The following is a 15,553-nucleotide window of genomic DNA, read 5'->3' on the forward strand; positions in this document are numbered from 1 at the left end:
TCCTGCCGGAGGTCATGGTCACCCTGGAGAGCGAGAACATCGACTTCCTCACCACGAATCGTCTCGACGGCTGCGACCGGGAGCGATGTCGCGTTCCCACCTCTGGGGCAACAAGGGGCTCAGCGTGGTGGCACGGCAGCTGTTCGGTGTGCCGTTCCGGGACTCGCAATCGGGCATGTGGGTGTTCCGCCGGAAAGTGTGGTCGGCGATGCGGATGCGATCCGGCGGCATGGCCTTCTCCCAGGAGATCAAAGTCGAGGCGTTCCGGCATGGATTCAAGTGCGTGGAGATACCGATCACCTACCGTCCGCGCGGCGGCGAGTCGAAGATTCACACCGTCACCGACGGGCTGCGCAACCTGATCCAACTGTTCGCCGAGCGCGCCCGGCCGGCGGTATCCGCCGAGCGCCGCGGCTATGCGGACGCGATGGGATTCCTCGGGCCACCGCACACGTTCGAGGACGCTGCCCCGCCGCCCGTCTGCAGTGTCTGTTCCAGCCGGAGCGCGCCGGACATGGCCTAGTGACACCGCCATGAAGATCCTCATCGTGTCCAGCTACTGCCCACCACACGTCGGCGGCGTCGAAGTGGTCGCGCAGCAGCAAGCCGTCCCGGTGGAACCGGACGCCGCACGCGAGCGGACCGGACCGGTGCGCGAACTCGCCGAACTCGGCCGCTAGTGCTTCGACGGCTGGTGCGGGGTCGGCGTGTGACCCTCACGTGGGCAGCTCCTGAGCCGATGGGCAGCTCTGAACCGGAGCCACCCGGTGCGGCCAGGACGGAGCGATCATGCGAATGCCGACAGCGGCGAAGGACCCGGTGCTGCTGGCGATCGCGGCACTGTGCCTGCTGATCGTTCCGTGGTTCCTGATCGGGCCCGGCGGGACGGTCACCTCCTGGACGATCCAGGCCGCCGTCGACGTCCTGGACGTGTACCTCGCCTGGCGGCTGGCGACCCATGCGAGAACGACCCCGGCCGGGCGCCGGTTCTGGCGGGTGGTCGTGCTCGGCTGCGTCGCCTGCGCGATCGGCGACACCTATCAGACCGTTCTGATGATCGCCGAGCCCGGCACCACCAGGATCAGCCTGGTCCAGACCGCCTTCGTGCTCGCCGGCATGGGAACGGTGGTGGTGGCGACACTGCGCCACCCGCTCGGCGGTGCCGGACGGCAACGACTGCGGCTCTGGTTCGACGCCGCCACGGTGCTCACCGGTGTCACCGTCCTCCTCTGGTACTTCGTGCTGGCCGGCGAGCTGAGTGGCAGGCAGGCCGCCGACCGCTGGGGCGCTGCCGCCACCGCGGCCGTCATGCTGCTCGTCACGTTCGGCCTGCTCAAGCTGATCCTCAGCGGAACCGCGCCGTTCACCCGCAGCGCTGGCGTGACCGGCAGTCTCGGGGTGACCGGCACCGCGTTGGCCGCACCGCTGACCACCGGGCTGCTCGGCGACCCGGGACCCCAGCTGATGATCGTCGTCCAGTTGGTGCCCTGCCTCCTGCTCGCCTTCGCCCTGCGCCTGCAACTGCTCCAGCAGCCTCGCCTGGCCGAGCGGCAGAGCGGGGAGCCGGGACCACGCTCCAGCCGGTTGCCGTACCTTGCGGTGATCGCGACTCAGCTACTACTCGTGTTCTCGCTGCGGGAGGGCCGGATCGACCTGCGGGTGTGGGGTGTCGCGATCGGCGCCGCGGCGATCACCGCGCTGGTGCTGGGCCGGCAGATCGCGGCATTGCGCGACAACGAGCGGCTGCTCGGTGAACTGGACGAGCAGAAGGACCGGTTCCGCGCACTGGTGCAGCACACCTCCGACCTCACGCTGGTCATCGACGGGACCAGCGCGATCAGTTACGCCAGTCCGGCGGCTGATCGGGTGCTCGGGATACCGGCCGGGGAGCTGCTCGGCACCTCGCTGGCCGACCGTACGCACCCGGACGACTCCGCCGCGGTGGAGCTGCTGGCCGAGCAGCTCCGCGCCAATCCCGGGCTGGGAGTCACCACGCAGCTGCGGTGGCGCCACGCCGACGGGTCGTACCGGTGGATGGACATCGTCGTGACCGACCTGCGGCACAACCCCAGCGTCGGTGGCCTGGTCCTGAACGCCCGGGACGTCACGGAGGCCCGGGTCCTGCACGACGAACTCCAGCGGCAGGCCACCCACGACCCGCTGACCGGGCTGGCCAACCGGGCGCTGCTGCAACGACGCCTGGCCGGAACGACCGCGCGGCTCAGCGTTTTGCTGATCGACCTGGACGGGTTCAAAGAGATCAACGACCGGCACGGTCACCACGCCGGTGACGAGGTGCTCCAAGCGGTGGCCGCGCGCCTCACCGGGCGGCTGCGCGCGGGTGAGCTGGCCGCGCGGCTCGGCGGCGACGAGTTCGCCGTACTCCTGCCCGGTATCGAGGCGGCAGCGGCCGCGAAGCTCGCCGAGCAGATCACCGCGGTTCTGTCCGAGCCGATGCTGATCGCCGGTTCGTGGATGACGGTGGGCGCCAGCATCGGCGTCGCGACCGGTACGGCCCGGGACGACGACGGCCTGCTGCGTGCGGCCGACGCCGCCATGTACCGGCGAAAGAGCCGCCGCAAGGCGGTCGAGCCCGCGGCCCGGTGATCCTCCGCGATTCACCGGCAGCTAACCCTCAAGGAGTCGAGATCCCGGCCGATGCGGGCGGAGTGGATACCACCATGACCGCGCCCGGCCGGGGCGCCCCGGTCCCGCTGCTGCGGGACCCGGTACTGGCCGGGCTCGCCGTGGCGGGCATCGTGCTCGTCGCCGGTTATGGGCTGGACCTCGGTTCCCCCCGCGCTCAGCTGCTGGCCGGCTGGCTGATCATGCCGGTGCTGGACCTGCTGATCTTCGTTTACGCCCGGCAGGCCGCGCGGGTGGCCACGGCCCGGCTGTGGCGCGCGCTGTCGGTGGCCGGCCTGCTCTTCTTCGCCGGTGACTCCTTCCAGCTGGCGATCACGATCGCCGACCCGGCCGCGGACCACCTGGTGTTCCACCCGTTGCAGACCGCCTCCGCGCTGACTGGGGCGCTCCTGGCGGTCGGCGCGGGGATGATCCATCCGACCGGCAGCTGGACGCGGCCGGCACGGATCCGGTTCGTGCTGGACACCGCGATCGTCACCAGTGCCGCGGCCGTGGTCGCCTGGTGCCTGATCACCCGGCCGGACCTGGCGGCGGCGGACCTCAACGACTTCTTCACCGCGGTCTTCGGCACCGGTCTGCTCCTGGCCGGCGTCTTCACGGTCGCGAAGATGATCCTGAGCGGGTCCAGCCCGATCGTGGCGCAGGCGGCCGGCCCGCTCATGGCGGCTGCCGCCGGACAGGGCCTGAGCAACGCGCTGCTGCCCAGCTCCGAGCTGGGCGACCTGGTCGGTGTGCAGATCCTGCTGGTGATCCTGCCGTGTCTGCTGGCCGCGGTCGCGGTGCGGATCCAGGTGCTGCGTCCGGCCGGGGCGGCGCGCGCACCCCGCCGGACCGGCTCGCGGCGGTACAGCGTGCTGCCGTACGCGGGCACCGTGACCAGCGTGATCACCCTGGTCATCGTGCTCGCCAGCAGCGGGCTCGGGCTCTCCGCCTGGGGTGCCCTCGCCGGTCTGCTGGTCAACGTCGGGCTGGTCGTGGCGCGCCAGCTGGTGGCGCTCGCCGAGAACAGCACGCTGCTGGTGCGCCTCGACGAGAGCCTGGCCGAGATCCGCCGCCGCGAGTTCCGCCTGGAGTCGCTGCTGCGGCACTCCTCGGACGTCACCACGATCATCGGTACCGACGGCTCCTTCGCCTACCTGAGCCCGGCCGTCGAGCGCATGCTCGGTGTGCCGGCGTCGACCGTGGTCGGCCGGCAGGTGCTCGACGCGATGCACGGCGACGACGCCCGGCGGCTCGGCGACGACCTGGCCCGGCTGCTCACCACGCCCGGCGCGGAGCTGACCTTCGAGGCCCGCGTGCGCAACACCGACGGGACGTGGCGCTGGCTGGAGGCGATCGCCGTCAATCTCGCCGACGAGCCCGGCATCGCCGGCGTCGTGATCAACGCCCGGGACGTCACCGAGGCCCGCGAGCTGCGGGAACGGCTGCGCTTCCAGGCGGGGCACGACACGCTGACCGGCCTGGCGAACCGCCGGCTCTTCGCCGACCGGATCCGCGAGGCGGGACGGGCGGCGGCAACCGCCGCGGTCCTGCTGGTCGACCTCAACCGCTTCAAACACATCAATGACACGTACGGGCACGCGACCGGCGACGCCGTGCTGAGGCACGTGGCCGACCGTCTCCGCGAGTGCGCCGGTCCCGCCGATCTGCCGGCCCGTCTGGGCGGCGACGAGTTCGCCGTGCTCGTCGGCGGCGACGATCCGGAGGCGGCCGGCCGGCTCGCGGCCGGCTTCCGGCAGGCACTCGCCGCGCCGTTCCGGATCGACGGTCACAACCTGACCGTGAGCGCGAGCGTGGGCCTCGCGACCGGTCCGGCAACCGACCCCGGCCACCTGCTGCACGTCGCCGACCTGCGAATGTACGAGGAGAAGCAGCGATCGCAGGCGTGGGCGACATGACATCCGCTACGCCGGAGGCACCGCTGCCCGATCAGGTCGGCATGGACGCGGGTACCCACGCACCCTGGCGCTACGTCGCGGCCACCGCCGTCGTCGCCCTCCTCGGCGTGCTCTGGTACGCCTGGTGGACGGCAACCGGCGCCGGACCGCTCGCCCTCTGCTACGTCTTCATGCCGGTGGGCTGTGCGATGAGCGCCCTCGCCGTCTCCGCCCTGTGCCGCAGCGGCCGGCTCGGCCCGGTGGCCCGCCGGTTCTGGCGGTGGCTCGGCGTCGGCAGCCTCTGCCTGACCGGCGGATACAGCCTGCTCGCCGCCGCCGCGTTCGCCGCCAGCTCCGGGTTCCCGCCGATGCCGCTCGCCGGCGCTCTGCTGGTCTGTGCCGGCGTGCTCGCCGCGATCTACGCCGTGGTCCGGGTGCCGCTCGGCGTGATCAGCCCGTCCGAGCGGGTCAGGCAATGGCTGGACCGCGGCATCGCGTTCCTCGGCTGCACCGCCGTGCTCTGGCACTTCGGGCTCGCCCCGCTGATCTGGTCGCCCGACCCGTGGAGTCCGTCGTTCACGGTGATGATCCTGCTGGCGTTCCTGCTCGCCGCGGGCGGCATCACGAAGGTCTCCTACCTCGGCGCCGGCCCGGTCGACCGGGTCGCGGTACGGCTGGTCGCCGCGACCGGTCTATGCGCGGCCGCGGTGGCGGTGCTGGCCGTGCGGGGCAGCCACGAGACGGCGATCCTGCTGGCGCAGGCGGTCATCCTGCCGGCCGCGCCGCTGCTGCTCACGCTCGCCGTCCGCTGCCAGTGGAACAGCACCGGCCGCCCGTCGCGGCAGGCCAACACCTGGCTGCCGTACCTGGCGGTGGCGGCGGTCGACGTCCCGGTGATCGATGTGCTGTCCCACCCGGCGGGGAAGGAGGCGAGTATCGTCGCCCTCTCCGCCGTGGTGGTGACCGGCCTGGTCCTGGTCCGGCAGTACGTGGTGTTGCGGGAGAACACCCGGCTGCTGCGGGAGAAGCGGGCGTCCGAGGAGCGGCTGCGGTTCGAGGCGACCCATGACGCCCTGACCGGCCTGGCCAACCGCGCGCTGTTCCGCGACTGGCTGGCGGTCACGTTGCGCTCCGGCGACGCCACCGTGCTCCTGGTCGATCTGGACGACTTCAAGACGGTCAACGACTCGCTCGGACACGACGTCGGCGACGAACTGCTGGTGGCGTTCGCCGAGACGCTGCGCGCCGCGGTCGGCGACGACGGGCGCGTGGTACGCCTCGGCGGCGACGAGTTCGCCGTCCTGACCACCGGCCCCGGCGGCGAGGCCCTGGCGGGGCGGATCATGGCCGCGTTCCGTGACCCGATCAGCGCACACCGGCTGCTCGTGCGTGCCAGCGTGGGAATCGCCTCGGCGCCGGCCGGCACCGCCGTGAGCAGCCTGCTGCGCGACGCCGACGTGGCGATGTACACCGCCAAGCAGCGCGGAAAGGCCAACTGGGTCCGGTACGCCACCGGTATGGAGAAGCCGCTCGTGGCACACGCCCAGATCGGTGGTGACCTGCGCCGGGCGCTGGACGCGGGCGAGTTCCGCCTGGTCTACCAGCCGCTGGTGGAGCTCCGCACCCGCCGGGTGATCGGCGTCGAGGCGCTGGTCCGCTGGATGCACCCGGAGCGGGGCATGGTCTCGCCGGCCGAGTTCATCCCGGCCGCCGAGCGTACCGGCCTCATCGTGCCGCTGGGCCGGTTCGTGCTGCGCGAAACCTGCCGGCAGTCGGCCGCGTGGCTCGCCGAGTTCGGGCCGGACGTGTTCCAGAAGGCGGGCCCCAACGTCTCGGTGCGGCAACTGCACGACCCGGAGTTCGTGGCGGAGGTGCGGGCCGCGCTCGCCGACAGCGGGTTTCCGGCGGAACGGCTGATCCTGGAGCTCACCGAGTCGGCGGTGCTGCGTGGCCCGCAGGTCTCCCGGGCGCTGCACGAGCTGAACGCCCTGGGCGTACGGCTGGCGCTCGACGACTTCGGCACCGGTGAGTCGTCGCTCAGCCTGCTGCGGGCGTTCCCGGCCGCCATCGTGAAGCTCGACAAGTCGTTCGTCGACGGCATCGAGCTGGACGAACCGGGCACGGCGGCGGCCGACGCCCGGCAGGCGGTGGCCCGGGCCGTCGTCCAGCTCTCCGGTGCGCTCGGGCTGGACACCGTCGCCGAGGGCATCGAGAACGAGGAGCAGGCGCAGCGGCTGATGCGCCTCGGCTACACCACCGGTCAGGGGTATCACCTGGGGCGGCCGATGGAGGCCGAGCAGATCACCCGGCTGCTCGCCGCTCAGCGGGACCTGATCGCGGCCGCCGCCTGACCCGCTGCTGATGATCATGAGCCGTTTGGCATGCTCGCGAGACCAGTGGGCAGAATCTGGGTCATGACGGGGTGGCTGATGCGACGTCCACCGGCCATCGATGAGGAGCTGGCCCGATGGACGCTCGCCGAGGCGCCGGAGTTGCGTTCCCTGCGCGCCGCGTTGCGGCGTGTCGTCATGAACCAGACGCCGGCTGCGACGGATCCTCAGGATCTCGCCGAGCGACTCGTCATCGTCGCCACCGAGCTGGCCGGGAACGCGCTTCGCCATGGTCGCCCTCCGGCCGTCGTCGTCCTGCAACGGGCGAACGGCAGGCTGGTCATCGACGTCCTCGACACCGGCCCGGTCTCCGGACCGGTGGTCGACGACCGGCGTCCGGCCGGCGAGGGTGGGCTGGGACTGGTGATGGTCGGACGCCTCGCCGAGGACGTGGGCTGGTATCCCACCGATGAGGGCAAGCGGGTCTGGGCCACGTTCTCGCTGACCGGTACGGCGCCGCTGTAGAGAGAAGTGCCAGCTGGCAGGGCGTATCAGCGGTACCGTGGTTCGGCGGCGGCCGCCCGTTTGCGCAGGAGTCACCGCACGGGGAGGAGGGCCGCCGTGCAGCCGGTTGGGGATCGAATCAGTTGCGGGCAACGAGTCCTCGGTGACCCGCAGCGGGTGCTCGCGGTGGCGTTGCAGGCCTACGTGGCGATCAACGAAGCCGGCCGGGTGGTGGCGTGGAATCCGGCGGCACAGGCGACGTTCGGGTACTGCCTCGACGAGGCGTGCGGGGAAGACCTGGCCGAGCTGATCATTCCGCCGCAGTTCCGGCGGGCGCACCGGGCCGGACTGGCGCGGGTGGCGGCCGGCGGACCCGGCCGGGCGCTGGGGCGGCGGCTGGAGTTGATCGCGGTGCACCGCGATGGGCACGAGTTCCCGATCGAGCTGATGCTCACGGTCACCCAGGAGCCGATCGGGACGGTGTTCCACGCGTTCGCCCGGGACGTGACGGTCACCCAGCGGGTCAGCCGGTTCACCAAGGTCGAGGCCGCGGTCTCCCGTGGCCTGGCCGAGGCTGCTTCCAGCAGCGAGGCGGCCGCCCGGGTCGCCGAGGCACTCGGGGTGCGGATGGGCTGGCCGGTGGCGGAGTTGTGGCTGGCCGACGAGCAGCGCCAGATGATCTCCTGTGTGGCCCGGCACACCGGCGCCGGGCTGCGGCTCGGCCCGTTCGCCATCGACGAGCTGGAACCCGGCGTGGGCCTGCCCGGACGGGTCTATCAGCAAGCCGTCCCGGACTGGATTCCCGATCTGGCGGCCGACACCGCCTCGTTCCGCAGCCGCGCGGCTGCCCGCGCCGGGCTGCACGTGGCGATCGGCGTACCGATCTCGGCCGGCGGCCACGCGCTGGGCGCGCTGTGTGTCTACGGCGACCGCATCGAGGACCCGGAAGAGACCCTCACCGCGTTGCTGGGCGGTCTGGCCGCCCAGATCGGCCAGTACCTGGAACGGCGACGCGCCGAGGAGCTGACCGTGGAGCTGGCCAGGACCAAGGACGAGTTCCTGGCACTGGTCACGCACGAACTCCGCAACCCGCTGTCGGTGATCACCGGTGCCACGATGCTGCTGGAGGAGGATCTGAGCACGGCCTGCCCCGAGCTGCTCGACCAGGTGCGTACGATCGCCCGCAACGCGCAGCGGCTCACCGTGATCGCCGAGGATCTGCTCGACCTGGCCCGGCTGGAGTCCGGTCATCTCGCCATCAACCCCGGCCACACCGACCTCGGCATGATCATCGACGACTCGGTGCGTTCCCTCGCGGGCGCCGCCCGTGACAAGGGCCTGACGCTCACCGTGCTGATGCCCGGCGACGTCGAGATACACGCCGACGAGCACCGGCTGCGACAGGTCGCCGACAACCTGCTGTCGAACGCGATCAAGTACACCCCGGCCGGCGGCCAGGTCACCATCACCGTCGAAACCGACAGCAAAGACGTCCGATGGACCATCGCCGACACCGGTATCGGCGTCCCCGCGGGCGAGCGGCAACACCTGTTCCGCCGCTTCTACCGGGCCTCCACCGCGGTGGAACGCTGTATCCCGGGCACCGGGCTCGGCCTGGTGATCACCCGCGCCATCGTCGAACAGCACCAGGGAACCATCAGCCTGGCCGACACCACCGGGCCCGGCACCACCTTCCTGATCCGGCTACCGCGCAAGCCCACACCGGCGTGACCAGCGAATACGCCGGCTTCAGTCGATCAGGGGCACGCTGATGGCCATGACGGCGATGTCGTCCTCGAGGCCGTCGCCGAAGGCGTCGAGCAGGTCGATCAAGGCGTCGATGACGGTGGCCGCGTCCGCCGGGGCGAGGGCGTTCGCGAAGCCGGCGACGGCGTCGATCCCGAAGCGACGGTCGGTGTGCCGGCTGTCACTGGTCCGGGCCTCGACGATGCCGTCGGTGTAGAGCAGGAGGGTGTCGCCCGGCTTCGCCGTCAGAACGGTGTTGGTGTAGGTGGAGTCCGGGAACACGCCGACGAGGCGGCCTTTGGTCACGTGGTGTTCCGCGGTGCCATCGGCGCGCAGCAGGAGCGGTTCCGGATGTCCTCCGCTGGCGATCACCGCGCGGAAACCGTCCGGCGCAAGGGTGAGGATGCCGAACACCACGGTGCAATAGCGGGCGTCCCGGCGGTACTCCTGGTAGAGGACCTCGTTGAGGTTGTGCAGGACGGCGGCCGGGTCCGGGTCGTAGACCGCGGCGGCGCGCAGCGTGTATCGGGCGAGAGCCGTTACGGCGGCCGCGTCGACGCCTTTGCCACTGACGTCGCCGAGGAAGAATCCCCAGCGGCCGTCGTTGAGCGGGAACAGGTCGTAGAAGTCGCCGCCGACCTCATCGATGGAGGCCATCCGATAGTGGGCCGCGGTCTGCAGACCGGGCGGTGTCTGCAGCACCGACGGGAGCAGGCTGCGTTGCAGGTCGGAGACCAGATGGCGGAGGCGTTCGCTCTCGCGTTCGGCGGCCTGGCGGGCGTGCAGGAGTTCCTGCTCGTAGGCGCGGCGTTCGCGGCCGTCGAAGACGATGATGCGGATCCGCTGGGGATGGCCGTCGCTCCCGGTTTCCACGATGGCGCTCATCAAGGCGAGGAAGGGGCTGCCGTCCGCCGTACGCAGGTTCAGCGCGATGCCGGTGATCTCACCCTGGATGGTGAGCAGGGGCGCCAGATGGGTCTCGTAGTAGATCCGGGCGCCCACGGTGAGGATGTCGCCGAACTTCCCGCGCCCGACGAGTGCGTCTCGCGGGTAGCCGAGCCAGCCGAGGAGGGTGGTGTTGACCCTCGTGATGGTGCCGTCCGGCGACAGGGTCAGGTTGCCGCAGAGTGCGTTCTCGTAAAGGTCGTCGGCGCTGTCGTCGAGCAATGCGGTGAGACCTTGCCTTCGTCGTGTTCGACGGCCGGGTCGGTCGCGGTGCGCGTGACCTGTCGCGACGGTGCTCAGCCTGGGCGGATCAGATCAGACTATCTCGCTCTCCGGGCCGGGCGGGGCCAGGACCTCCTCGATCAGACCTCGGACGCGCAGGAGTCCGGAAGGCTCAGCGCGTCGACGAGACGGGTGGCGGCGCGAGTGTGTTTCGCGTAGGCCTCCGGATAGGCCGACACCTGTACGGCCTGGGCGGCGTCGGTGAGCCGCATCTGCTGCCAGTCGTCGATGGTGAGCAGCTTGTCGTAGAACTTCTGGGTTTGGTAGGCCGGGTCGGAAAGCTGCTTCGGAGTCCCCCAACCCTGGCTGGGGCGCTGCTGGAACAGCCCGATGGAGTCCCGGTCGCCGCCGCGCAGGTTGCGCAGGCGGGACTCCTGCAGGGCGGTGGCGACCGCGATCACCTGGCCCTGGTCCGGCACCTGCCGCTGGTCGCCGATGGTGATGATGACGCGCGCGTTGGCGATCTGTTCGTCGCTCCAGTCGTTCAGAGTGGATGCGGCGGGCGGCGCGGCCGGGCTGGGCGTGCAGGCCGCGTCGGCGCGCAGCAGCGGGCTGAGGACGAAGCCGACCATTACGGCGGCGGCGATCACGAAGAGCGTGCGCACGACGAGGGGTACCTTCCGGGCGTGGGGGTCCGGCGAAGGGTACCGGCCGGCCGTGGTCGACAGTGGACCGGAGTACCTGTCACCCCGACCCGGTCGCGGCCGGCTGGTCGTCGCGTACCCGGGCAGGTGGGGTGAGGATCGCGACCACCGTGGCAAGGAGCAACAGGGCGGAGCCGACCCATACGGCCGGACGCAGGCCGGTGACGAAGCCGTCCCCGGTGTCGCTGCCGCCCGCGCTGAGGAAGACCGTGGCCAGCACCGCCACCCCGAGCATCACCCCGATCTCGCGTACCGAATTGTTGATGCCCGACGCGAGGCCCTCGTCCTCGCGCGGGGCGAAGGCCAGCGCCTGGGTGGCGACCACCGCGAAGAAGGCGCCCATCCCGGCGCCGGCGAGCAGCATGCCCGGAAGCAGCGCGACGTAGCTGACGTCGCTGCCGACGACGACGGCGAACCAGACGAGTGCGGCGGCCTGCAGGCCCGATCCCACGACCATGACCGGGCGGGTGCCGTGCCGCTCCGCCAGCATGCCGGAGACCGGGGCGGCGACCGCCGGCAACAGCGTCCACGGCAGGGTCTTCAGGCCGGCCTCCAGCGGGCCGTACCTCAGGGTGTTCTGCAGGAACTGCATGAGCAGGAAGACGGATCCGAAGACGCCCGCCGTCAGCAGCAGCGCGTTGACGTTGGTCAGGACGAAGCCTCGCTCACGCAGCAGCCGTGCCGGCAGCAGCGGCCGGGGTACGCGCCGCTCCCAGGCGCCGAAGGCGATCAGCAGTGCGGCGCCGGCCAGGACGGGCCAGATCGTCGGCCCGGACAGCCAGCCCTGCTCGGCGCCGTTGAGCAGGCCCAGCACGAGGCCGAGCAATCCGCCGGAGAGCAGGGTCAGGCCCACGCCGTCGAAGCGGCCGCTACCGCGGACCACGGTGTCCGGGAAGACCACGGCCGCCGCCGCGATCAGCAGCCCGACCGGTACGTTCAGCCAGAAGATCCAGTGCCAGTCCGCGGCCTGGACGATCAGGCCGCCCACGAAGGGCCCGATCGCCACGGCCAGGCCCTGGGCCGCCGACCAGACGGCCACGGTGATCGCGCGTTTCGCGGCCGGGGTGGCATCCACCACGAGCGTGAGCGACAGCGGTACGAGCATCGCCGCGCCGAGTCCCTGCACGGCCCGGAACACGGCGAACAGGGCAAGGCTGGAGGAGAGCGCGACAAGCGCCGACGCGACCGTGAAGAGCAGGACGCCGGCCTGGAAGACGCGGCGACGGCCGATCCGGTCGCCGACCGCGGCGGCCGCCAGCATGAACACCGCGAAAGCCACGGTGTAGGAGTTCACCGTCCAGGTCAGGCCGGCCAGATCCGTGCCCAGGCTGCGTTGTATCTCCGGCAGCGCGATCGTGACCACGAGATTGTCGAGGCTGGCGATGAAGGCGGCGCCCGCCGCAACGATCAGGGGCAGCTTGCCGGTTCGCTGGGCCATGCGAGGTCAGCCCCGGCTCACTGCGCGACGCTGCGGTTCGGTCTGGGTCAGGATGAAGTCCTCCACCGCGTCGACGCCCGGTGCGCGGTCGATCTCGGCGCCCAGGCGGGCGGCGTTCTCGCGGTACCGCGGATCCGCCCCGACCTCCCGGACGGCCTCCACGATCTGCTCCGGGGTCGGTGTGCGCACCAGCAGGCGTACCCCGGCGCCGGTCCAGGCCACCCGCGCACCCACCTCGGGCTTCTCCTCGGTGTTGCCGGCCACGACCAGTGGCACTCCGTGCTGCAGCGCCAGGTTGACCCCGCCGTAGCCGCCGTTGGTGATCAGCACGTCCAGTCTCGGGAAGAGCCACGAGTAGTCCAGGTAGGCGCCGATCCGCACGTTGTCCGGAACCGAGCCGAGCTCGGCGGTCAGGCTCGCCTCCACCTCCGACTCCGGCCGCCCGCCACCGGTCACCACGACGATGCAGTCCTGGTCCGCCAGGGCACGCACGGTGGGTGCCACCAGGGTGGAGAAGTCGGTGTTGGCGACCGTGCCCTGGGTCACATGCACCACCCGGCGGCCCTCCAGATCAGCGTGCCAGGGCGGCAGCGGGCTGCCGGTGGCGGTCGAGATCAGCGGACCGGTGAAGATCAGCTTGGTACGCGCGCTGGGCCGGGGATACTCGAACCCCTGGATGCCCAGGTGCAGCAGCGCGTCACCCAGCCCGGGCATCTCGAAGAACGGCACGCCCAGCCGCCGGCCCACCAGCCGCTGGGTGCTCTGCGCCAGGTAGCGCTGCGCGGGCCGGAGCACGAAACCGTTGGCGAGCAGGTGCAGGATCCGGTTGCGGACCCGTTCCAGCGGGGTCCGGGCCGGCAACAGGCCCATCCCGTACGGGGGCAGTCCCGGCCCCTTGAGCGTCATCGGGCTGATCCCCAGGATGCCGACGGCCGGGCGCACCGCGCGGGGCTGCAACGCGATGGGGTAGACCCCGGCGAACAGCATCTCGGACAGGATCACGTCGGTCAGCTCGGTCCGCAGTGCCTCGGTCACCGCCGCGAACTGCGCGTCGATCGGCTTGGAGAAGACCTCCAGCACGATGGCGCTGAGCCCGCGGATGCCGGTCATGCCCTGCAACTGCGGGAACGCGGCCGCCATGTCGGTGTCGTCGAAGTCCGCCTCGGCCGGCAGCGGCAGGAAGGTGGCGCCGGCGGCCTCGACCCGCTCCTGATGGTTGCGTCCGGTGAGGAAGCGGACGCGGTGGCCGCGGCTGACCAGCTCCTTCGTCACGGCGACGCAGGGCGAGACATGACCGAGCATGGGAAGGGCCGTCACGAGAATGGATGCCACAGCGTCTCCTTGCGGTTCGGTGGTCGGATCAGGCGGGGACGAGGAACTGGCCCATCTCGCCGAGCTTGCGGGCGATCAGGCGTTCCGCCAGCCGGCTCGACGACTGGCTGTACCGGCCCAGGTCGAGCAGCAGCCAGCGGGCCAGCCGCAGCCGCCAGCCCAGCCGGTCGGGTTCGGGCAGGGAGTCGAGCAGACTCCGCATGCCCGTGCCGGAGAAGAAGTCGGCGGGCGAGACGGTCTGCCCGAACAGGCCCACCAGGTTGCTCGCGGTCGGCCCGCTCTGGGTGGCCAGGGCCAGCAGCTCGAGGACCTCAGGCGGGTACGTGTCGAGCGTGGCGAAGTCGCAGGTGTACTCGTAGTACGGGATGGCGTGGGCGTTGCGGCGCCGCTCGTGGTCGGCCAGTGCGGCGGCCATCGGGCGCTCTCCGGCCAGCCCCTGGTGCAGAGCGCCCACGAGTGATTCCGCGTCGCGGAACGCGTCGGTGATGCCCTGCGCCGTGCACGGATCCTTGCTGTACGAGGAGTCGCCGACGAGCGCCCAGCCGGGGCCGAACGGCCTGCGGAAGAAGTTGGGGATGGAGCCCCGCATCCACGCCTGGGCGCGTCCCGCCTCCCGCACCCGCTCGGCGAAGGCGGGCGCGGTGTCGTGCAGGGCGGTGAAGTACGCCTGCTCGGGTTCGTCGTCCGGGTACTCGTTCGCGCGCCAGGCGATACCGACGAGCGTCAGGTCGTCGTTCGTCGGCCACGCGAAGACGTACCGCCCGTTCGCCCGGAAGGAGGGCAGGTTCGGGGTCGGCAGGTCGCTCCAGTAGGTCCACAGTCCGCGCGTGAGCGGCGGCCGGGCGCGGTACTGCGGCGCTCTGGTGATGCGGGCGACCAGCGAGTTGGTGCCGTCGGCGCCGATCACCACGCGGGCGTGCTCGGTGAAGGAGACGCCGTTGCGGTCCTGTGCCCGGATGCCGGTGACGACGTTGCCGTCACGGAGCAGCTCGCGTACGGAGACGCCCTCGCGCAACGTCACCCCGGCCGCCACGGCGGCCTCGACGAGGATGTGGTCGAGAATGTGGCGGCGCGGTGCGTATGCCACACCGACGTCCTCGATCGGTGGCAGCGGCGCCATGAAGTCCAGCGGCCCCTCCACGAAGCCGTAGTCGCGGATCGGCGGGCAGCCGGTCGCCACCACGCTGTCGAGCAGCCCCCACTCGCGAAGCCGCAGGATCGCGGGCGGGTGCAGCAGGTGTGTCGACATCGGCTTGTCGCTGGGGAACGACGCCCGGTCCACCATCAGCACACGGTGACCGGCGCGAGCGAGCAGCATCGCCGTCGGTGCCCCCGCGCACCGCGCGCCGATGACGATCGCGTCATACATTCGCCCGCACCCGGCTCTGCGCACTCACCCGGTTCTGCCACAGCACGAGGATCGGCGGGGCGATGAGTTCCAGCGCCGTGAACGCGACGAACATCGGGTGCGGCATCCCGTCCACCACCATCGCCAGCACCCGCGTCAGGCCACCCAGGAAGACGAGTGCGGTCACGGCGCGCAGCGGCTGCACCGCCGTCTCCACCCGGGGCACGATCCAGAGGATCGCCAGCCCGAGGCCGAACCACATCGTCGCGAAGAACCGGTAGTTGCTCTGCAGGTCCGGGTTGAGGTCCTGATCGCTGGGCAGCGTCCCCGCGCCCAGCAGCATGTCCATCAGCCCGGTGCCGATCGGGATGACGGCCAGTACCACCAGCACCACCTGGAGCGCCCGGCGTGAACCGTTCGGAGGTTGAGTCATCTCATGCTCCTCGTCGTCGAGGTCGGTT

At 71.3% G+C, this 15,553-nt stretch carries 13 protein-coding genes; 7 read left to right on the top strand and 6 right to left on the bottom strand.

All coding sequences use genetic code 11. The features are described 5' to 3' along the window. Positions 1-85: 85 nt before the first annotated feature. From I4J89_RS32250 to I4J89_RS32280, 7 genes are all read left to right on the top strand, one after another. On the top strand, positions 86-523 hold the full coding sequence (locus I4J89_RS32250) for a glycosyltransferase family protein (RefSeq protein ID WP_196417902.1): 438 nt from the start codon (positions 86-88) through the stop codon (positions 521-523). Between the two features lie 10 nt (positions 524-533). Continuing rightward, on the top strand, positions 534-680 hold the full coding sequence (locus I4J89_RS32255; RefSeq protein ID WP_196417903.1) for a hypothetical protein: 147 nt from the start codon (positions 534-536) through the stop codon (positions 678-680). Between the two features lie 109 nt (positions 681-789). Then, complete coding sequence (locus tag I4J89_RS32260; protein WP_196417904.1) at positions 790-2,607, top strand: sensor domain-containing diguanylate cyclase; 1,818 nt, start codon at positions 790-792, stop codon at positions 2,605-2,607. Positions 2,608-2,681: 74 nt separating this feature from the next. After that, positions 2,682-4,544 carry a sensor domain-containing diguanylate cyclase gene (locus I4J89_RS32265; RefSeq protein ID WP_196417905.1) on the top strand — a complete coding sequence of 621 codons (1,863 nt, stop codon included), beginning with the start codon at positions 2,682-2,684 and terminating at the stop codon, positions 4,542-4,544. Further along, positions 4,541-6,874, top strand: coding sequence for a putative bifunctional diguanylate cyclase/phosphodiesterase (locus I4J89_RS32270; protein WP_230859953.1), 2,334 nt, complete (start codon positions 4,541-4,543; stop codon positions 6,872-6,874). The genes I4J89_RS32265 and I4J89_RS32270 overlap by 4 nt, the downstream gene beginning before the upstream one ends. A gap of 63 nt (positions 6,875-6,937) precedes the next feature. Next, complete coding sequence (locus tag I4J89_RS32275; protein ID WP_196417906.1) at positions 6,938-7,378, top strand: ATP-binding protein; 441 nt, start codon at positions 6,938-6,940, stop codon at positions 7,376-7,378. 96 nt (positions 7,379-7,474) lie between these two features. After that, positions 7,475-9,088, top strand: coding sequence for an ATP-binding protein (locus tag I4J89_RS32280; RefSeq protein WP_196417907.1), 1,614 nt, complete (start codon positions 7,475-7,477; stop codon positions 9,086-9,088). Between the two features lie 18 nt (positions 9,089-9,106). On the opposite strand, the gene I4J89_RS32285 is transcribed toward I4J89_RS32280, so the two are convergent. The 6 genes from I4J89_RS32285 to I4J89_RS32310 all read right to left on the bottom strand — a co-directional run bounded on the left by I4J89_RS32285 (position 9,107) and on the right by I4J89_RS32310 (position 15,525). Continuing rightward, the gene (locus I4J89_RS32285) at positions 9,107-10,270 is read right to left on the bottom strand and encodes a PP2C family protein-serine/threonine phosphatase (protein WP_230859954.1); all 1,164 of its coding nucleotides are present in this window, start codon (positions 10,268-10,270) and stop codon (positions 9,107-9,109) included. Positions 10,271-10,410: 140 nt separating this feature from the next. Further along, entirely contained in the window at positions 10,411-10,935 is a 525-nt protein-coding gene (locus I4J89_RS32290; RefSeq protein WP_196417908.1) for a peptidase M23, read from the bottom strand. Between the two features lie 79 nt (positions 10,936-11,014). Beyond that, positions 11,015-12,412, bottom strand: a complete 1,398-nt coding sequence (locus I4J89_RS32295; RefSeq protein ID WP_196417909.1) for an MFS transporter — start codon at positions 12,410-12,412, stop codon at positions 11,015-11,017. Positions 12,413-12,418: 6 nt separating this feature from the next. Next, positions 12,419-13,744, bottom strand: coding sequence for a glycosyltransferase (locus tag I4J89_RS32300; protein ID WP_196417910.1), 1,326 nt, complete (start codon positions 13,742-13,744; stop codon positions 12,419-12,421). A gap of 28 nt (positions 13,745-13,772) precedes the next feature. Further along, positions 13,773-15,113, bottom strand: coding sequence for an NAD(P)/FAD-dependent oxidoreductase (locus I4J89_RS32305; RefSeq protein ID WP_196417911.1), 1,341 nt, complete (start codon positions 15,111-15,113; stop codon positions 13,773-13,775). Continuing rightward, positions 15,106-15,525, bottom strand: coding sequence for a DUF4345 domain-containing protein (locus I4J89_RS32310; RefSeq protein ID WP_196417912.1), 420 nt, complete (start codon positions 15,523-15,525; stop codon positions 15,106-15,108). Before I4J89_RS32310 ends, I4J89_RS32305 begins: the two co-directional genes overlap by 8 nt. Positions 15,526-15,553: the final 28 nt, after the last annotated feature.

The sequence above is a fragment of the Actinoplanes aureus genome (assembly GCF_015704865.1).
GTDB lineage: Bacteria > Actinomycetota > Actinomycetes > Mycobacteriales > Micromonosporaceae > Actinoplanes > Actinoplanes aureus.